The sequence below is a fragment of the Candidatus Magnetaquiglobus chichijimensis genome (genome assembly GCF_045865675.1).
GTDB lineage: Bacteria > Pseudomonadota > Magnetococcia > Magnetococcales > Magnetaquicoccaceae > Magnetaquiglobus > Magnetaquiglobus chichijimensis.
This window is the reverse complement of sequence record NZ_BAAFGK010000005.1, coordinates 59,784-81,125: the sequence shown is the minus strand read 5'-3', so window position 1 is coordinate 81,125 and position 21,342 is coordinate 59,784. Positions and strand designations below refer to the sequence as shown.

Here is a 21,342-nt window from a genome sequence, read left to right as displayed (position 1 = left end):
GGGCGATCACCTGTGGCAACCTCCTGATCCATCTTGCAAATCGGCAGAAAGGCTCATCCCCTCTGGAGATTCGACATCCCATCGCCATCATTTTCACGGCTCGACGACGATCGTACCCCAAATCGGCAGAAAGGCTCATCCCCTCTGGAGATTCAACCTTCCATCTCCACCACCTTCACGGCTCCACGACGATCGTACCCTTCATGCGGTTTTCATGCGGGGTGCAGTGATAGGGATAGGTGCCAGGAGTGGTGAAGGTGTGGCTCCAACGCTCTCCGGGGAAAAAATCCGCTGACATGAACGCGCCAGCCTCGTCGCTGGCCACGGCATGATAGGTGGCGCCAGCCTCGTTGTTCTGCCAGGTGACGGTGGTTCCAACCCGCACGGTGAGGGTGGCCGGATGAAAGGCCATTTTCTGAATGCTCACCTCCGAGGAAGCCGGGGCCTGATCAGCCCATACGGCAGCCGGCGACAGACAAAGCAGAACCGCCAATACCCAACCATGATCAGACCTGAACCCTGGCATGGTCTCCCCCGGACTCAAATGGCAAATTTTTCCTTGATTTTGGAGCACTCGCCCTGGGCATAGGCGAGAAACTCCTCCACCGCCTTGGAGCGAAATTTCTGCTTTTGAAAGACGAAATTGAGTTTGCGCTTGATGGTCCCTTCCTTGAGGCGACGCACCACCAGACTGTTGAGCTGGACCTCCTTGCGCAACGCCATGGTCGAAACGATGCTGAACCCCACGCCACCTTCGACCGCGGCCTTGATCGATTCGGTGGCGCCCATCTCCAGGATGAGATCCAACTGCTCGTAATGGATTCCGAATTTGCTCAACTGTTCGGTGATCACCGCGCGTGTGCCCGAACCCTCCTCGCGGGAGACGAACGGATACTCCTTGAGACGGTGAACCGGCACCTCCTCGAGCTTGGTGAACGGGTGATTCGGGGCCATGATCAGCACCAGCTCATCCTCCATGCAGGAGGCGACGACGATGTTCTTGTTGCTGATCGGCCCTTCGATCATGCCGATGTCGATGGTGGCGTCCTCGAGCTTGCGCACCACGGTGCGGGTGTTGTGGACCGTCAGACGTACCTGTACGCCGGGAAAGCCGTCGTGATAACCGCTTAGAATGCGCGGCAGCAGGTACTCGCCCAGGGTGGTGGTGGCGCCGAGCTTGATCACTCCGCGGGTCACGCCGGTCATTTCGTTGATGGCTTTTTCCGTCTCCCGATAGAGTTCCAGGATCCGGTCCGCGTAGCTGAAGACCATCATGCCCGCCTCGGTCAGCGAGATGCGGTTGTGATGGCGATCAAAAAGGCGGGTGTTGAAATGTTCTTCGAGCTGTCGGATCTGGAACGTCACGGCGGGCTGGGTGAGGTAGAGCTCTTCAGCCGCGCGGGTGAAGGAGAGATGTTTGGCCACGGAGTAGAAAACCCGGAGCCGGGTATCGGAAAAGCTCATGGGATGTTCTGCCTTCTGACGGAATACCGAAAGCGATAGGGAGATGGCTCTATATGCTAAAAAAAAATTTGATGGATGTATAGGAAAAAAGGGTTTCAAACGAAAAATGGCGGCCAACAGCCACATGACTTGGGAATGACCGACAAAAGAGGGTATAGTGGCGGTGAAACACGGTATCGTCACGCTTTGGAACTGGAATGAGGTCTTGTTATTAAAATGAATCTCAAACCCCGCATTGAATCCCAGGAGGCGTTGACCCCGCGCTATGCCCGTTATCGGCGTTTGTGGTGCGAGGCGCGGCCCGGTCTCGATGAGACCCTGCGAGCCGGTCGGATGGTACGCACAACCCTGGCTGAATTGCGCCTGGAATTCGATGTGATCCTGTTGGACGCCTTTGGGGTGTTGAATCTGGGTGACGGGGTGATTCCCGGCGCTCCCGAGGCGGTTCGGGGGCTGTTCGCGGCAGACAGACAGGTACGGGTGGTTTCCAACAACGCCTCCCAGTCCCCGGCACGAATGGTTCGCAAGCTCAAGGAGATGGGCTATCCGTTCGAGGCGGGGCATATCATCTCCTCGGGCATGGCGGTTGGACCGTATGTGGCCGCCTCGGGCTATCGCGACCGGCCCTATCTGTTGGTCGGCAGCGAGGACAGCGCGCTGTATGCGCCGGATGCCGGGGCGTGGATGGTCAATCGCGCGGGTTCCCGCTGGGCCATCGAAGAGGCGGAATACCTGCTTTTTTGCAGCAATCGCGACTACCATGGCGGTCAGCAGGAGATCGATGCCAAGGCGTTGTTGGCGGTGAAAAACGTCCCGCTGTTGTTGGCCAATCCGGATCTGGTTACCCCCAAGCCGGATGGTCGGCTGGAGGCGGTGGCCGGTTTCGCGGCCATGGATCTGGTGGAAGCCTATGATCTGGTCATCGAGGGGATCGGCAAGCCGTTCGCGCCGATCTTCGAGCTGGTGCGCGCGCAGTTTCCGGATGTGGCCCCGGAGCGGATCCTGATGGTCGGGGATACGTTGGATACCGACGTGCTGGGGGCGGCGGCGATGGGGTTTGCCAGTTGTCTGGCCTTGTCCGGGGCGTGTGCCGGTTGGGGGGAGGCGTTGGAACGGTTGTGTGACGCGCGGGGCATACGTCCGGATTATGTGATTGATTCTTTGGGTCGTTAGAGTTGCGGGTTGCGGGTTGTGGCGACAATAAAATTCATTTCCTTTCCACCGATTGGGAGAGTCGAGGATCATGGCCGAATTTCGATATGGTGAGCTGTTCAATCTGGGACACGACGAGACCGAATTTCGTCTGTTGAGCCGCGATTTCGTCCGCGAGGAGAACTTTCGCGGCGCACGGATGGTGATGATCGATCCGGAAGGTCTGACATTGCTGGCCAAGGAGGCGATGCGCGATGTGTCGTTTTTGTTGCGTACCAGCCATTTGCAACAACTGCGCGCCATTCTCGACGATCCCGAAGCCTCCGGCAACGACCGTTACGTGGCCCTGGAACTGCTGAAAAACGCCAACATCGCGGCGGATATGGTGCTGCCGAGCTGTCAGGATACCGGCACGGCCACGGTGGTGGCCAAGAAGGGACAGCGGGTCTGGACCGGCGGCAACGATCGCGAGGCCCTGTCGCGGGGAATCTTCTCGGCCTATGCCGACAATAACCTCCGCTACTCCCAGGTGGCGCCCATCAATTTATACGATGAAAAGAACACCGGCACCAATCTGCCCGCTCAGATCGACATCGAAGCCGTGGATGGCGAGGCCTATAAATTCCTCTTTCTGGCCAAGGGAGGCGGCTCGGCCAACAAGACCTTCCTGTTCCAGCAGAACAAATCGCTGTTGAATCCCGCGTCGCTGACGGCCTTCGTCGCCGACAAGCTCAAAGGGTTGGGAACCTCGGCCTGCCCACCCTATCACCTGGCGTTGGTGATCGGCGGACTCTCCCCGGAGATGACCTTGAAGACCGTCAAGCTCGCCTCGGCGCGCTATCTGGATACCCTGCCCGAGACCGGCGATGGCATCGGCGGCGCGTTGCGCGACCGCGCCTTCGAGGCCGAGGTGTTGGAGTTGGCCAAAAACATCGGTCTGGGCGCTCAGTTCGGCGGCAAGTATTTCGCCCACGATGTGCGGGTGATCCGTCTGCCGCGGCATGGCGCCTCGTGTCCGGTGGGGTTGGGCGTGTCGTGTTCGGCGGACCGCAACATCCTGGCCAAGATCAATGCCGAGGGGATCTGGCTCGAGGCGTTGGAGCGTGATCCGGCCCGTTTCCTCCCCGAGGTGGAGCCGACCTCCGGCGAGACGGTGCGGGTGGACCTGAATCGTCCCATGAGCGAAATCCGCGCCGAATTGAGCCGTTATCCGATCCGCACCCGTCTGTCGCTGAGCGGTCCGATCGTGGTGGCCCGTGACATCGCCCATGCCCGCATTCAGGAGCGTCTGGATCGCGGCGAGGGGATGCCGGACTATTTCAAGGATCACATCGTCTATTATGCCGGCCCGGCCAAAAAGCCGGACGGCATGCCTTCCGGGTCGTTCGGTCCCACCACCGCCGGGCGCATGGACAGTTATGTGGACCGTTTCCAGAAGGCTGGCGGATCGTTGGTGATGCTGGCCAAAGGGAATCGCAGTCGCGAGGTGACCGCGGTCTGCAAGGCCAATGGGGGCTTCTATCTCGGATCGATCGGTGGCGCGGCGGCTTCGCTGGCGCAAAAGAGCATTCGCAAGGTGGAGGTGATCGATTTCCCGGAGTTGGGAATGGAGGCGGTGCATCGCATCGAGGTGGAAGATTTTCCGGCCTTCATCGTGGTCGATGACAAGGGTGGGGATTTCTTCGCGGAGTTGGGATTGTAAGCAATCTTGGAACGATTCAGAACCCCTGCATTTGGCGGGGGCCAGGGGCCCATGGACCCTGGCGGGATTCAGGGGCAAATGGCGGTCAGAACCCCTGCATTTGGCGGGGGCCAGGGGCCCATGGACCCTGGCCCCTGGTGGGATCCAGGGGCCCATGGACCCTGGCGGGATCCAGGGGCAAAGCCCTTGGGACTCTTCATTTGCCCGCCGGGGCCATGGAGGGGGCGAATGGCTCGCGGAAGATGAGTCGCCTCCGGTGGCCTGACCCCAGGCCATGTTCGCGGCATCGTTTCGCCAAAGGCGCGAAACGATGCCGCAGCCAAGGCGGCGCGCAGCGTTTTTTCGCAAAAAGCGCGAAAAAACGCTTTTTTGAAGAGCGCGCTAAAAAGACAAAGATAAAAGACAAAAGCCAAACCTCGGAGGCGCTGCCTCCGAACCTCCGCCGGGGACCTTCGGCCCCCGGTCCCCCGCAACGGTTGATTGGGGAACTTCAGGGGTGGGGAGATTTCCCTCCCCCCGTTTACCGGGGAGCTTCGCCCCCGATCCCCATTACACCACCTGACTCCGCGCTGCCTCGATGGCCGCACGCACCGTGGCAAACGCCGTCCCACCCACCACCTTCCGGGCGTTGATCGAAGCGGTCACCGTCAACACCTCCACCACGTCCGCGCCAATCCGCGGATCCGCCGCCTGCATCTCGGCCAACGACAACTGCTCCAACGTCCGCCCCGACTCCACGCATAACCGCACCAACCGCCCGGATACCTCGTGCGCCTTGCGGAACGGAATCCCCTGCCGCACCAGATAATCCGCCAGATCCGTGGCCGTGGTGAAACCAACCTTGGCCGCGGCGGCCATCGCCTTCTGATGAACGCGAATCTCGGCCAACATGCCGGCAAACACCTTCAAACATCCCCGCACCGTCTCGATGATGTCGAAAATCGCCTCCTTGTCCTCCTGCATGTCGCGGTTGTAGGCCAACGGCAACCCCTTCATCATGGTCAACAACCCCATCAGATGACCGGTCACCCGCCCACTCTTGCCACGCACCAGCTCCGGAGCGTCCGGATTTTTCTTTTGCGGCATGATGCTCGATCCGGTGGCAAAGGCGTCGGACAACTCCACAAAACCGAATGCCGGCGAAGACCAGAGAATCAACTCCTCGGAGAAACGGGAAAGATGCATCATCACCAACGAACAGGCCGCCGCAGTCTCGATCACGAAATCCCGATCCGATACCGCGTCCAGCGAGTTGCGACAGATCCCCTCGAAACCCAACTCCTTGGCCACCCACGCGCGATCGATCGGAAAGGGGGTGCCGGCCAGGGCGGCGGAACCGAGCGGCAGTTGATTGATGCGTTTGCGCGCCTCGCCGAACCGCTGCCGGTCGCGATCGAACATCTCGAAATAGGCCATGAGATGATGGCCGAAACTGACCGGCTGGGCGTTTTGCAGATGGGTGAAGCCCGGCATGACCGTCTCCACATGGGTTTCGGCCAGGGTGAGCAGGATGCGTTGCAGACTGCGCAACGCCTCGCGAATCGCATCGACCTCCTCGCGCAGCCACAAACGCAGATCCGTGGCCACCTGATCGTTGCGCGAACGGGCGGTATGGAGCTTGCCGGCCACCGGACCGATCAATTCGCGCAGACGATCCTCCACATGCATGTGGATGTCTTCCTGGTCGTCCCGGAACGGCAAACGCCCCTCCTCGATCTCCACCTTGACCCGCGCCAAACCCTCGACGATCAGATCCGCCTCGGATTCGGCGATGATCCCCTGACGGGCCAGCATGCGGCAGTGGGTCATCGATCCCTGGATGTCCTGGCGGAACAGCCGCGAGTCATAGTGGATCGAGGCCGAAAAGCTCTCCATGAAGGCATCGGTGGGCTGGGAGAAGCGCCCACCCCACGGTTTGCTCTTGCTCATGGCTTTCCTTGGCGCACCAGGGCGGCGATGCGCATCCGCAGGGCGTTGAGTTTGATGAAACCGCTGGCATCCGCCTGATCGTAGGCGCCATGGTCATCCTCGAAGGTGGCCACCACCGGATCGAACAGCGACTGCTCGGACTTGCGACCCGTGACGATCACATTTCCCTTGTAGAGCTTCAGCCGCACCACGCCGGTGACGTAGGTCTGGGAGGCATCGACCAGGGATTGGAGCATCAACCGCTCCGGCGAGAACCAATAACCATTGTAGACCAGCGAGGCGTAACGCGGGCCCAGTTCGTCCTTGAGGTGGGCCGCTTCGCGATCCAGCGTCAACGACTCCATGGCGCGATGCGCGACGCCCAGGATGGTGCCGCCCGGGGTTTCGTAGACGCCACGGGATTTCATGCCCACGTAACGGTTCTCCACCAGATCGACCCGTCCGATGCCGTTGGCCCCACCCAGGGCGTTCAGACGCGCCAGCAGATTGGCCGGCGACAGCCGCTCGCCGTCGATGGCCACCGGATCGCCCTTTTCGAAGCTGATTTCCACATAGGTTGGTTTGTCCGGCGCGCGTTCCGGGGAGACGGACAAAACAAACATCTCCTCTTCGGGTTCCTTCCAGGGATCTTCCAGTACCTTGCCTTCGAAGGAGAGGTGCAGCAGGTTGCGATCCATGGAATAGGGGACATCGCCGCGTTTGTCGCGCGCCACCGGAATGCCGTTGGCATCGGCATAGGCCAGGAGTTTCTCGCGCGAGGTCAGATCCCACTCCCGCCATGGCGCGATCACCTGGATTCCGGGACGCAGAGCGTAATAGGCCAGCTCGAAGCGCACCTGGTCGTTCCCCTTGCCGGTGGCCCCATGCGAGACGGCTTCGGCCCCGCACTGGGTGGCGATCTCGATCTGGCGTTTGGCGATCAGGGGACGGGCGATCGAGGTGCCGAGATGGTACACCCCTTCGTAAAGAGCGTTGGCGCGATACATCGGAAACACGAAATCGCGCACGAACTCCTCTTTCAGATCGTCGATGTAGATTTCGCGAACGCCGAGGTTCATGGCCTTCTGGCGGGCCGGTTCCAGCTCCTCGCCCTGGCCGAGATCGGCGCAGAAGGCGACCACTTCGCACTGGTAGTGCTCCTGGAGCCATTTGAGGATGATGGAGGTATCCAGACCTCCGGAGTAGGCCAGGACCACTTTTTGGACGGGTTTGGACATGGGGTTCCTCTTTGGTGATACGTAACGATACGAATTTGTAACGATTCAGGATCCCACAGTCATCGGGGTCCAGGGCTCAATGGCTGGCCCCTGGTGGGATCCAAGGGCAGAACCCTCGGGACTTTTCCCTGGCTCTGCCTCCGCACTTAAGCCGGCAACCTTCGGTCCCCGGCAACGATTGTTTTACCGTTCCACGGTTTAATGAATATCCACGCCCATCAGCCACTCGAGAACCGCTTTCTGGATATGCAACCGATTTTCCGCTTCGTCCCAGATCACCGATTGCGGGCCATCGAGCACCCCAGCCGAGACCTCCTCGCCGCGATGGGCGGGCAGGCAGTGCATGAACAACGCCTCGTCCTTGGCCTGGCGCATCAACGCCTCGTCCACGCAGTAATCCGCGAAGGCGCGCAGACGCCGCTGCCGTTCCGCCTCCTGACCCATGGAGGTCCAGGTGTCGGTGCAGACCAGATCGGCATGCGCCACCGCCTCGGCAGGAGCGCGCACCACGGTGATCGAACCCCCGGTGGAGGCGGCCTCGAGCTGGGTGTGGCCCAACAGCTTGGCATCGGGCTCGTAATTGGCCGGACAGGCCAACACCAGGTCGAATCCGAGCTTGGCCGCAGCCTGCATCCAGGAGTTGGCCATGTTGTTGCCATCCCCGATCCAGGCCACCTTGTGTCCGCCGATCGGTCCGCGATGCTCTTCGTAGGTGAAGAGATCGGCCAGAACCTGACAGGGGTGGAAGTCGTCGGAAAGGCCGTTGATCACCGGCACGGTGGCATATTCGGCCATGGTTTCGACCTTTTTGTGGGCAAAGGTGCGCACCATGATGATGTCCACGAACCGCGACAACACGCGGGCGGAATCGGAAACCTCCTCGCCGCGTCCGAGCTGGATGTCCTGGCTGGAGAGGAACAACGCCTGTCCCCCGAGCTGGAACATGCCGGTTTCGAACGACACGCGGGTGCGGGTCGAGGGTTTTTCGAAGATCATGCCCAGGGTGCGCCCCTGGAGCGTGGCCACGTCGCGTCCGGCGGCGCGGTTGCGCTTGAGCTGGGTGGTCCGCTGGAACAGATGGCGGATCTCCTGGGCGGTGAGATCGTCGAAGGTCAAAAGGTCCCGTTTGGTGGAGGAGCGCGCGTTCATGGAGTTGGCCGTCAAAAGAGATCGCTGAGCACGCTGTCCAGGATGGCCACGCCCTGATCGATTTCATCGCGGGTGATGGTCAACGGTGGCAGCATGCGCAAGGTGGTGCCCATCTGGCAGCTCAACAGCAGGCCGCGATTCAGGCACATGGCGGCCACCTCCTCGGTGCCGCCCTTGAGTTCCACGGCGGCCATCAGGCCGCGACCGCGCGTGGCATGGATCATCGCTTGATGACCCTTGAGGCCATCGAGTTTGTCGCGCAGGTACTGACCCAGGTCGGGCACGCCGGCGAGCACCCCGTCGTCGAGCAGCACTTCCAGGGTGGCGAGCGCGGCGGCGCAGGCCAGGGGGTTGCCGCCGAAGGTGGAGGCGTGGGTGCCCGGCGAGAACGACGCGGCGACCCGGCTGGTGGCCAGACAGGCCCCCATCGGCACGCCCGAAGCCAGACCCTTGGCCACGGTCATGATGTCCGGGGTGACGCTGCTCCACTGATGGCACCAGAACTTCCCGGTGCGGCCCATGCCGGTCTGCACCTCGTCGAGGATCAACAACAGACCGTGTTGATCGGCGATGGCGCGCAGGGACTCCAGATAGCCATCGTCCGGCAGGCGCACGCCGGATTCGCCCTGGATCGGTTCCACCAGGATGCCGGCGGTATAGGGGCTGATGGCCTTTTCCACCGCGGACGGGTCGTTGAAGGCCACATAGCGGAATCCGGGCACCAGGGGTTCGAAGCCGCGTTGCACCTTCTCCTGGGCGGTGGCCGAGAGGGTGGCCATGGTGCGGCCATGGAAGCCATGCACGGCGGTGATGATCTCGAAACGGCTCGGATGGCCGTGATCGCGCATGAATTTGCGGGTGAGTTTGATCGCCGCTTCGTTGGCCTCCGCGCCGCTGTTGCAGAAGAACGCCTGATCGGCGAAGCAGGTATCGGTCAAGCGCCGGGCGAGTTTCTCTTGCAAGGGGATGCGGTAGAGGTTGGAGGTATGGATCAGGCGTCCGGCCTGTTCGCGGATGGCGGCGGTGACCTTGGGCGGGCAGTGGCCGAGGTTGTTGACCCCGATGCCGGCCAAAAAGTCCAGATATTCCCGGCCTTCCTCGTCCCACAGGCGGGTTCCCTCACCCCGTGTGAAGGCCACGGGATTCCGTCCATAGGTGGACATGATGCACTGAATGTCGTTCATGCTGCCTCTCCGTACTGATTTGAAACGTTTTTTATAGCCTTTTACCACTCAGGCCGCAACGGTTCATGGAGAAAAAAGGGGCAGATGGGTTTTTCGACGGTTTTCGAGCGCAAGACAGGGGATGGCGGACGTGATTTTGGGGCGCTGGCGGGGCTTCGCGGAGGTCCAGGGATATCCGGGAACCTCCGCGAGGGAAAATCCGCGAGGGAAAACTAGATGAACAGCACGATGTCCGCTTGCTGGGCCACTTCGAAGAAGCGGGCGGCGCCGGCATACTCCAGACCGTCGATCAGCTCTTCGTGCTTGAAGTCGAACAGATCGACGGTCATTTGACAGGCGATCATCTTGACATCCGACTCGATGGCCATCTCCATCAGATCGTCGATGGAGGCCACACCCTTGCCGGCCATCTTCTGTTTCATCATGATGGTCGCCATGCTCTCCATGCCCGGAAGAACCTGCACCAGCACCGGCATCGGCACCGGCATCGGCATGGCCGGATTGCCCAGCGGGGAGATCTTGAGATTGCGATTCTTCTTGAGAACCTGCAAACCATAGAAGGTCCAGAAAATGGTGACCTCGTAATCCAGTGCCGCTGCCGTGGTGGCCAGGATCAACGGCGGATAGGCAAAGTCCAGGGTGCCTTTGGTGGCGATGATCGCCAAGCGTTTCTGCGCCATGTTCGGATGACTCCTCGGTCCAATGATCAGGGCTTGCGAATTTCGTAGTAGAAGACGCCAGCCGCTTCGGACGCCTTGACCAGTTCGTTGCCGGTCTGCGAGCAGAACGACTCGAAATCTTTGGCGGAACCGGGATCCGTGGCCTCGATGGCGAGAATCTGTCCGGATGCCATGTCCTTGAGAGCTTTCTTGGCGCGCAGGATGGGGAGCGGGCAGTTCAGCCCCTTGGCGTCGAGGGTGATATCAGCCATGATCGTTTTTCCTCCGGGTTGGACACTGAAGCGAGAAAGAGAGAGAGTCATATAAGAAAAACAGCAAACTCTGTTATAGTGAATCGCATTGGCGCGGGTTGCAAAGAATTTTTTCTCATCTCAAGATAAAAAACTGGCACGCGCCATGAAACTGACTGATCACGATGGGGGAAACCCTCATCCCCCTTCCTGGCAACACCCCTGACGGGCGTTACCGGGTGACCATCGGGAGTCAACCCTCCAGCTTTGGACAAAAACGGCCATGGAACATCCGATTCTGACGATTTTCATCGTTTTGCTCGTATTGATCGCGCTTTTCTGGTTTCTCCTGAAACTTCGCACCCTGCGCGAGGACTCGATTCAGGATGAGATGCCGCCAGACAAACTCACCGTGTTGCTGGGCATGTTCTATGTGTTGAGTCGCGCCTGCCTGAACTATTATCGGGACCGCAACACCTATCCCCCGGCGGTGAGCGGCACCCCCGACGGGTTGATGGAGCTGGGATATCTCAACGACGAGCCGTTGGCCCAGTTGAGCAAATCCGTGAAACTCTTTTCCATCGTGGTCACCGACAAGGGGGGATATGGGATCTGTCTGGCGCACATCAAGGCGTCGGTGGCCATGGAGTTCTTGCGGCGCGTTTCGGAAACCAAGACCACCATCGAGTTTCAGGACTATCGGGGCGGTCAGTACAAACCGTTGACCAGCACCGGGGATACCCTGATCAACTTGACGCTCCCCCTGCCGGTGCGTCCGATTGGCGCCAAGCCGCCTTCGCCCGTGGATGCGGTGGCGACGCCGGGAGCCACGGCGGTTCCGGTCTCCGGCGAGGATGACGAGGAGTGAGGCGGTCCAACCGCCTTACCCGCCCATCGAGACCATGACATCGCCGCCGGCGCCCATCGGAGCCCATGACATCGCCGCCGGCGCCCATCGGAGCCCATGACATCGCCGCCGGCGCCCATCGAGACCATGACATCGCCGCCGGCGCCCATGGAGCCCGGCGATCACTCCGCCGGACGGGCGTCCTGGGCCTTCTTGCGAACCGCCTTTTCGATCTGCCGGGCGGTCTCGCTGTCCGAGGGGGCATCCTGCCAGTTGCCATCCCCGCGCTGGGTCTGCTTGAGCACCACCACCTTCACATCCCCGTAGGGCGCCTGACCCGATACCCGGATGTTGACCCGATAGCGGGTGCGCCCATCGTTGGGATCCACCTTCCAGTCCGTGGAGATGAACCCTCCCTCCCGATTGGCCACCTGCACCGGCAGCTCCATCACCACATCCATGGCGCCCGCGTAGAGTTTGTTCTGACGGATCTGCTCCTGGGACAGCTTGGCGCCGCCGCCCAGACCTCCCATGCTGAAGATGCTCTCCTGACCGAGCAGTTCCGAAGAAACGTTCTCCGTGCGTCCCTCCTGGGCATCTTCACGCGCCTTCTTTTGGCCGAATTTGGCCAGTTTCTGCTGCTCCAGGGTGTTGGGACTGCTGATGATGGAGTTGGAGCAGCCGCTGATCGACAGGGCCAAAGCGGTGATTGCCGCGCTCATGAGTCGGATTTTCATGGAGGTTTCTTTCATCGGAGTCTTTTTGCAAAGGGGACGGGAATGGTCTCAACCGATCTCATTATGAAGCAAAACCGTTGCGCGGGGAAAGCATCTCCCGCGCGAGCATGGAATTTTTTGACGATTCACTCCGAATCGAGCAGACGCGCCAGAATCCTTCCATCCTGACGTTCCAGGGCATGGCCCTCGCCACTCTGGATCGCGGTCCTGGCCCGAACCTTCAAGGCGATGATCCGGGCCATCTCCTGGCTCCAGACTGGGACGGTGTTGTCGCCGGACAAGGCGAACCCTTCGCGTCGCACGATCGACACATACCGGGCCGTGGGATGGGGCTGCCGGTTGAGCCGATAGAGAAAATTGCCCGGTCGTTCCCGTTCCAGCTCCGCGTAGAGCGCCCGGGAGCGGTTGAGGGTATCGGCTCCCATCATCGGGGCCATCATCGCCAGCGGGGTGGAGGCGATCAATCCGGCCACTTCCGCCTTGTCGGTGCCCAGATGGGGGGCGGCAATGGTGATCAGGGTGTGGATGGCCAGTTCCGGACCGTTCACCATCAGCAGGCGCGCCACGACCCCGCCCGCCGAATGGCCGATCAGAATGGTTCTCTCCGTGCCGCGTTGGGCGCGCAGGGTGGTGAGGATCGCTTTCAGCCCCTCGGCCTGGATCGTGAGCGGCGCTTCGGAGGGGAGATCGGCCAACAGATAACCGTGTTTCTCCGTGCGGTTGGTCGGCTCCCGTTCGATCACCTCGCGACCGGTGGCGATCATCCGGCCCAGAGACTTCCAACCCGCGTTTTCCAGCTCCGCCGTCACGCCGGAGCGCTGCCAGGCGTCGTCGCCGCTGAAATAGCCATGCACCAGAATCGCCACGTCGGCATGCGCGGCTCGCGGCATGCCGAGCAGTACGATCACGCCGAGGACGACATGCGTAAAAAAAGCGCATTGCCTGGCAATGCGCTTGAGCGTCCGCTTGTCCGTGACGGACAAGCGGGTTTGGGAAGGGAGCCGTTTAATCACGTTTTTCCAGGGCTTTCAGGAAAAAGGATTGAAAATCCTTGCCATCGCTCTCCGCGAGCGTGGACTGGGAGAAGCCGGGTCGGGTCGTGGAGATGCGCGCCTGCACGCCGGTTCCCGGTTCAACGACCTGGCGGGTGGAGCGGGTGCGGTCTTCCCGACGGTAGAGTTGCAACAAGACTGGATAGGATACGCTGATCATGGTTTCCTCGTCGTTTACGCTTGACATCAGGAACGAACGTGCCGTCATGATCATTGAATCGTCCAATCGTGTGGATTTCTTGACCTCTTTTTTTGGATACGGTTGCCACTCTTTCTTGAACGTCATGATTCAGGCCCCCACGCTTGCAGGGGAGGGGAGACCCAAGGTTCCCGGCTTAAGTGCGGAAACGGGGTCTTCGAGGTTTGGCTTTTGACTTTGCTTTTTAGCGCGTTTTTTGCGAAAAATCGCTGCGCGCCGCCATGTTCGCGGCATCGTTTCGCCAAAGGCGCGAAACGATGCCGCGAACATGGCCCGGAATCAAGCCTCGCTCTTCTTCTCCTGCTCCAGGATCACCCGGGTGATGTGACTGGGGGCGATGGCATAGGCCGACAGACGCATGGTGTAGAGGCCGCGTCCCGAGGTCAGGCCGTTGAGCACATTGCCATAATCCAACACCTCGACCATCGGCGCCTCGGCGGCGATCACCTGACCTCCGCCGCCCTTGGGGGTCACGCCGAGCACCTTGCCGCGCCGGCTGTTCAGATCGCCGATCACGTCGCCGAGCACATCGTCCGGGACCGTCACCTCCATGGTCATCACCGGCTCCAGCAGCACCGATCCGGCCTCGGCCAACCCCTTCTTGAAGCCCATGGAACCCGCGGTCTTGAACGCGAAATCCGATGAATCCACCGAGTGGTGACTGCCATCCACCAGGGCCACCTTCACATCCACCACCGGATAGCCGCCCACGATCCCCTGTTCCATGGCCTCGATGATCCCCTTTTCCACCGAGGGGACGAACTGGCGCGGGATCACCCCACCGAAAATGCGATTTTCGAACGCATAGCCGCCATCGCGGGGCAAAGGCTCCATCTCCAGCCAGCAATCGGCGAACTGACCGCGGCCTCCGGTCTGCTTTTTGAGCCGTCCCTGCACCCGCACTTTTTTGGTGATGGTCTCGCGAAACGGCGGACGGGCGGTTTTCAAGGTGGCGATGCCGCCGTACTTGCGCTTGAGCCGATCCAGCACCACCCGCAGATGGGTCTGTCCCATGCCCGAAAGAATCAGTTCATGGGTGGCCGGATCGCGCCGCAGCCGCAGGGTGGGATCCTCCTCGACCAGTTTCTCCAGGCCGGCGGCCACCTTGTCCTCGGTTTTGGAGTCGGTCTCCACTGCGAAGGTGTGGGTTGGCTCCTGAAAATTGACCCGTTCGTAGCGGATCGGATGGTCGATGGCGCACAGGGTATCGCCGGTATGCACCCCTTCGAGCTTGGCGATGGCGCCGATCTCGCCTACGCCGAGTTTCTGGATCGGAATCATCTCCCGTCCCTGGAGACGGAACAGCCTTCCACCCTTCTCCTTGTGGGCGCGGGTGCCGTTGTAGAAGGGCTGTTCGTTCTCGATCACCCCGGAGAAGACCCGGATCACCGTCAATTTACCGGAAAACGGATCCATCACCGTCTTGAAGGCCACCGCCGAGAAGGGATCGGTGGGGGAGGGGGTACGCGACACCGCCCGTTCCGGATGGTCCGGATCCACCCCGACGAGCGGTTTGACCGTTGCCTTGTCGATCGGACTGGGAAAATATTCCGCGATGCCGTTGGCCAGCGATCGGACGCCGATGTTGGCCGCGCCGGAACCGCAGTAGACCACCAGCAGACGCCGGGTGATCACCGCCTCGCGCAACCCCTTGTGCAGCTCATCGAGCGAGGGCTCCCGGCCCTCGGACAAATACCGCTCCAACAATTCGTCGTCGCCCTCGACGATCTTTTCGATCAACTGGGTGCGGTAGTATTCGGCATCCGCGCGGGCGCTCTCCGGCAGGTCGATCTGAAAGAACACCCCGTCCCGCGCCGACCAGGCGGTCATGGGGATCAGATCGACGATGCCGCCGAAATGCTCGCCCACTCCGATCGGAATGGTGAGCGGCAGGGTGGTGATGTTCAGACGCGCCTCGATCGTGCCCAGCGTGCGGATGAAGTCGGCACGCGGACGGTCGAGCTTGTTGATGAATCCGATCACCGGCACCATCGACTCTTCCACCATGGCCCAGAGCCGTTCGTTCTCCGACTTGATCCCCACCTCGCTGGAAAAAAGCATCACCGCGCCCCCCACCACGTCGAGCACGCCGCGGGTCGATTCCAGAAAGTCGCTGTAGCCAGGGGTGTCGATCAGGTTGAACCAGCGGTCCCGCCACACGCAATGACCGATGTGCGGGACGATGGTGACCCGCCGTTCCACCTCTTCGGGTTCGGTGCTCATCACCGTGGTGCCCTTGTCCACGTCACCCCGCCGCGCGATCGCCTCGCCGTTGAACAACAGCGACTCCGCCAGCGTGGTCTTCCCGCCCCCGCCATGGGCGATCAGGGCGACGTTGCGCAACAGACTGATTTCCGGAACATTGGGCATGGGAGTTTCCTTTATTTTAGTAGGTGCAATCAACAACGCTCGCGAACCCTGGCTTGCTGCGTACCAGGATGATGATGACTCCTTGATTAATTCAATGGCGGCAAAGCGGCCAGCCCATCCATCCAATCCCGAAACAGGGCGCACTCGCGCCGCATGGCCTCCAGACCGATCTCCAGGGCGGCTAAAGAGCCATACAGCGGTTTTTCGTAGTCTGGAACCAATCTTGAGATCCTTTTTGCTGGTGCTGTCAATGGACTGTCATTGATATTTTCCGGCGTGGCAAATGCATTTCGTATCGTTTGGAAACGATCGGCCAGATCATTTCGAAAGATTCCCCTGGCCAACCGTTCCGGATCGCTGAACAACAATGCCTCGAATTCATGCAACTGTACATAAGGAATGAAGCGTTGCATGGCAGCGGCATATTTTTCGCCCAGCTCCCTTTGCAGTGATGACCGGATGGCTGTGGTAAGACAAGCTGCCTTGGCGGCAGGAGTTGGCAATCGGTCAGCTTCCACCTTGCCCGGTACGTCGTTTTCCATTCCATAATAATCGATCAGGGTAGTGCAATAGGCACTTTTATCATTCAGTAACAGTTGTACGTCTTCGAACAACCTGGCACAGTTCACCCTTCCACCTTTGTGCCCTGGCTTTCCGATCAGACGTGGCGTCAGTTTGATCTCATATTCGTTGAACCAGGGAACAAGCAATTCATGTACGAACGCCTCTTCCGTCTGACCCTCGCAGATTACATGCACGCGGATCATGCGCGGGGTCTCCCGCCCAGCAGGTTCTTCATCCAGAGATCCCCCACCGAATAGCTCTCCAGCCAGGCGGCAAACGACTCCTGCGTATGGCGGCGAAACACGGTATTGCCCTCCTCACGCTCCACGATCAGCAGATCATCGATGGAAAACTCATTGATCAACGGCACCGATTGGGTGGAGACGATCACCTGCATGCGCTGCGAGGCCATGCGCATCAACGCGCCCAGCAGCGTGATGGCATAAGGATGCAACCCCAGCTCCGGCTCATCGATCAGAATCGTGGAGGGTGCCTCCGGCTGCGACAAAGCGGTGACGAGACAGATAAACCGCAACGTGCCATCCGAAAGCTGACTCGGCCACAACGGGTAATCGCTCCCTTTCTGGCGCCACAGCAGTTGAATCTGCTCTTCACCCGTGGGGAGTTGGCGCGGATTCAAGACAAAATCATCGAAAAAGGGTGCTGCCAATGTCACGGTCTTGCGGATCATGGCGTAAACGTCGGGGTGAGACTCGCGCAGATGAAACAGATAGGCCGCCAGATTGGAACCATCGCCACGCAAGGTGGCCTGATCGTGCAGCGCGCTTAGCCGGCGCATCCCGGCAAATTCGCTGGTATCGTGGAAATGGTAGATTTTCCAACGCGACATGGCATTGTAACAGTGACTGGCGATTTCTATCTGGATAGGGTCATCGCCTTTCAATCGCAAATCTTTCAGATTTGATTCCTTGTGCCCAGCTTCGAAATCCGAAAGAATTTGTTCTTCATCTTTAAAAATAAATACTTTTTCGGCTTGAAAGACCAATCCACCATAAACCGTTGGTAGGAGACTGAACAAATAAGCATTTGATCCAAATCGGGATCCGATTGTAATATTATTGGTATTTTTAATACCAAATGAAAAAATACGATCCGCGCCCCCCTGTTTTTGCACCCAAAGTTGCAAACGGCCCTCGATTAATTCAGAATTCATCTGAAAAAGCGAGATAAAATTACTCTTGCCCGCACCATTCGACCCGATCAACACATTCAGATTGCGCAACTCCAAATCCAGATTGCGGATTGATTTGAAACCATGAATTTTAAGGCTTGAAATCGCGCTCACCAGAACCTCGAAAAGGATGGGGTCATTCTGAATCGTCCATGCCAGGCCCAATGATTCCCGACAGACCTTGAGAGGCCGACGCGCGCTTGCGCGATTTTTCGCAAAAGGCGCGAAAAATCGCTTATCGTGAAAAGCGCGCGAACGTCATAAAGTCAAAAGCAAATGCATAAAGATGGCAAAAGCAGAATCTAAAGTCGCGGGGCTCTGCCCCGCCCCCGCCGGGGACCTTCGGCCCCCCGTCCCCCGTAACAGTTGGAACATATCCCACCGTCTCAGTTCGTCCCCCCGTCCCCCCGTCCCCCCGTCCCCCGTATACAGTTGGAACAAATCCCACTGCCTGGCTTAATACTTCTCCCACGCCACATCCGCAATCTCAAACACCGGACCCTCGGTGCAGATTTTCCTGTAATGCCACGTCTCTTCTCCCATCCCGCGAACCGGCGCCACACACGCGGCACAGACCCCGAAACCACACGCCATCCGCTCCTCCAACGACACCTCACCCCGCAACCCGAACCGCACCGCCAACCCGTGCACCGCCTTCAACATCGGCGTCGGACCGCACGCATAAACCACCGTGCGCGACCGCTCCCCGTCGGAAATCCCCGCCAGATACCGCTCCGCCAATGCCGTGACATACCCCTGAAACCGGCCCGATACCGGTGCCAGCGACGCCAACCGGCTCGAAACACCCAACGCATCCAACCTGGCCAATGCCCGCGGGGCCTCCACGAACGGCACATCCAACGGAAACGCATCCAACCGGGCATCGATGGTCCGCAACGGCGCCTCGGTCTCGATGCCCCACACCAACACCGCACCCTGTCCACGCTCGGCCAACCGTCGCGCCAAAAAATGGACAGGCGCCAACCCCACCCCACCCGCGATCAACAACACGTTGACGCGCAAGTCGGGCATGGTGAAGGTCCGTCCCAGAGGCAACAGACAACGCACCTCCTCGCCACCCTGCCAGCCGGACATGATCCCGGTCCCCGCGCCCACGATCCGGTACAGGATCTCCACGGTGCCCTCTTCACAATCCACATCCATGATCGAGAAGGGGCGGGGCAGGGTGAGGTTGTCGTCACAGACGATCTGCGCGAAATGACCCGGTTGCACCCGCGCGGCGAGCGGCTTGCCCACCTTGAGACGCAACAGGCCGTGACCGCCCGGCAAGATCCGATTGACCAGCAACGGCGCGGTCAATGGTTTGGCACAGGTGTGAGGTTTGTCAGGCGCGCAACCGGTCATCATGCACCACCTTTCCGGAAACCATCGTCCATTTCACCCGACCGCGCACCCGCCGGCCATGAAAACAGGTGTTGCGCGAGGTGCCATGCAGCCGCGCGGCATCCACCACCCAACTCTCGTCGGGATCGAACAGCACCACGTCCGCCGGCGCGCCGATCGAGAGGGTGCCACGATCCAGACCCAACAGCCGCGCCGGCGTGACGGTCATGGCGCGCAGACAATCCACCAGAGTCATCACCCCATCGCGCACCAGCTCGAGCGATACCGGAAGCATGGTCTCCAGACCCACCACGCCGTTGGAGGCGTGACAGAACTCCACCCGTTTGCTGTCCTGGTCGTGCGGGGCGTGGTCCGTGGCGATCACGGTGATGATGCCGCGGGCCAGGCCCTCGAGAACGGCGTTGCGATCCTCGGTGCTGCGCAACGGTGGCGACATTTTGGCATCGGTGTCGTAGCCGAGTACCGCCTCGTCGGTCAACGCGAAGTGATGGGGGGCCACCTCGCAGCTCACCGGCAGACCCCGCGACCGGGCACGGGCCACCGCCTCGACCGCGCCGGCCACCGAGATGTGGGCAACGTGATAGCGCCCGCCGGTCAGCTCCACCAGACGCACGTCCCGATCCACCATCACCGATTCCGCCGCCGCCGGCAATCCCGGCAGACCCAGCCGGCTGGAGATCACCCCTTCGTGCATGCACCCCCCGGCAGAAAGGGAAGGATCCTCGGCGTGCTGGATGATCAGGGCTCCGAAGGCGCGGGAGTAGTCCAGCGCGCGACGCATCAGGCCGGCATCGGCCACCGGTCGGCCATCGTCGGAAAAGGCCACGCAACCGGCTTTCAGCATCAACCCCATCTCGGTCAGCTCGCGCCCCTCCAACCCCTTGGTCACGGCGCCGATGGGAAAAACGTTCACCGTTCCCTCGCTGGCGGCTTTCTGGCGAATGAAGGCGGTGATGCTCGGATCGTCGTTCACCGGCCTGGTGTTCGGCATGCAGGCCACCGTCGTCACCCCGCCCGCCGCCGCCGCCAACGTGCCGCCGGCGATGGTCTCCTTGTATTCGAACCCCGGCTCGCGCAGATGGACATGCATGTCCACCAGACCGGGCGCCACCACCAGACCATCGGCATGGAGGATCGTGGCCCCGGCGGGGATATCCACCCGACCCAACGCCCGGATCACCCCGTCGGCCACCAACAGATCACCGCTCGCATCCACGCCGTTGGCCGGATCGATCAGCCGTCCGCCCCGGATCACCACCACACCGCTCATCGTCCGCCTCCCATGCCGCACAGCCGGTAGAGCACCGCCATGCGTACCGCCAAACCATTGGCCACCTGTTCCAGAATCACCGAACGTTCCTTATCGTCCGCCACCTCCGAGGAGATCTCCACCCCGCGGTTGATCGGACCGGGATGCATCACGAACGCCCCCGGTTCCGCGCACGCCAGACGGGCGCGCGTCAACCCCCAGAAAGCGAAATACTCCCGCACGCTCGGAATGAACCCCACGTTCATCCGCTCCAGTTGCAGTCGCAGCATCATCACCACATGGGCGCCTTTCAGGCCCTCCTCCATGGAATGGAACACGCGCGTGCCGAACGCCTCTTCGGCTTTTGGCGGAATCAGGCCGGGCGGGCCGATGAAACGCACCTCGCCGCCCATGGTGCGCAGGGCCAGCGCGATGGAGCGCGCCACCCGCGAATGGAGCGAATCCCCGCACACCGCCACCACCAGCCCTTCGAACGAGTCCCGTTCCAGCAAGGGCAGATGGTCATGAATGGTCAACAGGTCCAGCAGCGCCTGGGTGGGGTGTTCGTGGCGTCCGTCGCCGGCGTTGACCAGCGAGGCGTCCAGGTGGCGGGCCAGAAGCTCCTGGGCTCCGGAATCCGGGTGGCGGATCACCACCACGTCGGGATTCATCGCTTGCAGGGTTGCCAGGGTATCGATGAGGGTTTCGCCCTTTTTCACCGAGCTGGAGGCCGCCGACATGTTGATCACATCCGCAGACATCCGTTTGCCGGCCAGCTCGAAGGAGGTGCGGGTACGGGTGGAGTTCTCGAAGAACAGATTGATGATGGTCTTGCCGCGCAGGGTGGGGACTTTTTTGATTTCACGGCGGTTGACCTCGCGCAGCGAGGCGGCGGCGTCGAGGATGGATTGAATCTCCTCGCGGCTCATATCCGCCATGCCGAGGAGATGTTTGCGATTCCACAATGGAGTACCCATGCAATACCCTGATTTTTTCAATGGTTAAACCATACCCATCACGGATGGCGTGGTTCTGCTGGCGGGGTTCGGGGCGAAGCCCT

The 21,342-nt window shown here is 60.8% G+C and carries 20 protein-coding genes; 3 read left to right on the top strand and 17 right to left on the bottom strand.

Features of this window, described 5'->3' with window-relative positions; all coding sequences use genetic code 11:
• Positions 1-175 precede the first annotated feature (175 nt).
• Both ACOY6C_RS14310 and ACOY6C_RS14305 read right to left on the bottom strand, forming a co-directional pair.
• Positions 176-493, bottom strand: coding sequence for a cupredoxin domain-containing protein (locus tag ACOY6C_RS14310; RefSeq protein WP_420906198.1), 318 nt, complete (start codon positions 491-493; stop codon positions 176-178).
• Positions 494-540: 47 nt separating this feature from the next.
• Positions 541-1,464, bottom strand: a complete 924-nt coding sequence (locus ACOY6C_RS14305) for a selenium metabolism-associated LysR family transcriptional regulator (protein WP_420906197.1) — start codon at positions 1,462-1,464, stop codon at positions 541-543.
• A 216-nt stretch (positions 1,465-1,680) separates the two neighbouring features.
• Between ACOY6C_RS14305 and ACOY6C_RS14300 the strand changes: the two genes are divergently transcribed.
• Positions 1,681-2,637, top strand: coding sequence for an HAD-IIA family hydrolase (locus tag ACOY6C_RS14300; protein WP_420906196.1), 957 nt, complete (start codon positions 1,681-1,683; stop codon positions 2,635-2,637).
• 70 nt (positions 2,638-2,707) lie between these two features.
• Positions 2,708-4,318, top strand: coding sequence for a fumarate hydratase (locus tag ACOY6C_RS14295; protein ID WP_420906195.1), 1,611 nt, complete (start codon positions 2,708-2,710; stop codon positions 4,316-4,318).
• 549 nt (positions 4,319-4,867) lie between these two features.
• On the opposite strand, the gene argH is transcribed toward ACOY6C_RS14295, so the two are convergent.
• The 6 genes from argH to ACOY6C_RS14265 form a co-directional block, all read right to left on the bottom strand.
• Positions 4,868-6,247, bottom strand: coding sequence for an argininosuccinate lyase (argH, locus tag ACOY6C_RS14290; protein WP_420906194.1), 1,380 nt, complete (start codon positions 6,245-6,247; stop codon positions 4,868-4,870).
• A complete protein-coding gene (locus ACOY6C_RS14285; RefSeq protein WP_420906193.1) occupies positions 6,244-7,464 on the bottom strand; it encodes an argininosuccinate synthase in 1,221 nt (406 codons plus the stop codon). The genes argH and ACOY6C_RS14285 overlap by 4 nt, the downstream gene beginning before the upstream one ends.
• 198 nt (positions 7,465-7,662) lie before the next feature.
• Positions 7,663-8,613, bottom strand: a complete 951-nt coding sequence (gene argF, locus ACOY6C_RS14280) for an ornithine carbamoyltransferase (protein WP_420906192.1) — start codon at positions 8,611-8,613, stop codon at positions 7,663-7,665.
• Positions 8,614-8,624: 11 nt separating this feature from the next.
• Complete coding sequence (locus ACOY6C_RS14275; RefSeq protein WP_420906191.1) at positions 8,625-9,797, bottom strand: aspartate aminotransferase family protein; 1,173 nt, start codon at positions 9,795-9,797, stop codon at positions 8,625-8,627.
• Positions 9,798-10,009: 212 nt separating this feature from the next.
• Entirely contained in the window at positions 10,010-10,477 is a 468-nt protein-coding gene (gene dsrE2 / locus ACOY6C_RS14270; RefSeq protein ID WP_420906190.1) for a sulfur carrier protein DsrE2, read from the bottom strand.
• Between the two features lie 26 nt (positions 10,478-10,503).
• Positions 10,504-10,728, bottom strand: a complete 225-nt coding sequence (locus ACOY6C_RS14265; protein ID WP_420906189.1) for a sulfurtransferase TusA family protein — start codon at positions 10,726-10,728, stop codon at positions 10,504-10,506.
• Positions 10,729-10,990: 262 nt separating this feature from the next.
• Here ACOY6C_RS14265 and ACOY6C_RS14260 point away from each other — a divergent pair, with 262 nt between their 5' ends.
• The gene (locus tag ACOY6C_RS14260; protein ID WP_420906188.1) at positions 10,991-11,575 is read left to right on the top strand and encodes a hypothetical protein; all 585 of its coding nucleotides are present in this window, start codon (positions 10,991-10,993) and stop codon (positions 11,573-11,575) included.
• Between the two features lie 161 nt (positions 11,576-11,736).
• On the opposite strand, the gene ACOY6C_RS14255 is transcribed toward ACOY6C_RS14260, so the two are convergent.
• From ACOY6C_RS14255 to ACOY6C_RS14215, 9 genes are all read right to left on the bottom strand, one after another.
• On the bottom strand, positions 11,737-12,291 hold the full coding sequence (locus ACOY6C_RS14255) for a DUF3576 domain-containing protein (RefSeq protein WP_420906187.1): 555 nt from the start codon (positions 12,289-12,291) through the stop codon (positions 11,737-11,739).
• A gap of 125 nt (positions 12,292-12,416) precedes the next feature.
• Positions 12,417-13,304 carry an alpha/beta fold hydrolase gene (locus ACOY6C_RS14250; RefSeq protein WP_420906186.1) on the bottom strand — a complete coding sequence of 296 codons (888 nt, stop codon included), beginning with the start codon at positions 13,302-13,304 and terminating at the stop codon, positions 12,417-12,419.
• Complete coding sequence (locus ACOY6C_RS14245) at positions 13,297-13,503, bottom strand: hypothetical protein (protein ID WP_420906185.1); 207 nt, start codon at positions 13,501-13,503, stop codon at positions 13,297-13,299. The genes ACOY6C_RS14250 and ACOY6C_RS14245 overlap by 8 nt, the downstream gene beginning before the upstream one ends.
• Positions 13,504-13,821: 318 nt before the next feature.
• Positions 13,822-15,912, bottom strand: coding sequence for an elongation factor G (locus tag ACOY6C_RS14240; protein WP_420906184.1), 2,091 nt, complete (start codon positions 15,910-15,912; stop codon positions 13,822-13,824).
• Positions 15,913-15,998: 86 nt separating this feature from the next.
• Complete coding sequence (locus ACOY6C_RS14235; RefSeq protein WP_420906183.1) at positions 15,999-16,679, bottom strand: DUF4276 family protein; 681 nt, start codon at positions 16,677-16,679, stop codon at positions 15,999-16,001.
• Positions 16,676-17,782 (bottom strand): AAA family ATPase, encoded by a 1,107-nt coding sequence (locus ACOY6C_RS14230; protein ID WP_420906182.1) that lies wholly within the window; start codon positions 17,780-17,782, stop codon positions 16,676-16,678. Before ACOY6C_RS14230 ends, ACOY6C_RS14235 begins: the two co-directional genes overlap by 4 nt.
• A 342-nt stretch (positions 17,783-18,124) precedes the next feature.
• Positions 18,125-19,036 carry a dihydroorotate dehydrogenase electron transfer subunit gene (locus ACOY6C_RS14225; RefSeq protein ID WP_420906181.1) on the bottom strand — a complete coding sequence of 304 codons (912 nt, stop codon included), beginning with the start codon at positions 19,034-19,036 and terminating at the stop codon, positions 18,125-18,127.
• Positions 19,014-20,303 carry a dihydroorotase gene (locus tag ACOY6C_RS14220; protein WP_420906180.1) on the bottom strand — a complete coding sequence of 430 codons (1,290 nt, stop codon included), beginning with the start codon at positions 20,301-20,303 and terminating at the stop codon, positions 19,014-19,016. The genes ACOY6C_RS14225 and ACOY6C_RS14220 overlap by 23 nt, the downstream gene beginning before the upstream one ends.
• On the bottom strand, positions 20,300-21,259 hold the full coding sequence (locus ACOY6C_RS14215) for an aspartate carbamoyltransferase catalytic subunit (protein ID WP_420906179.1): 960 nt from the start codon (positions 21,257-21,259) through the stop codon (positions 20,300-20,302). Before ACOY6C_RS14215 ends, ACOY6C_RS14220 begins: the two co-directional genes overlap by 4 nt.
• Positions 21,260-21,342: the final 83 nt, after the last annotated feature.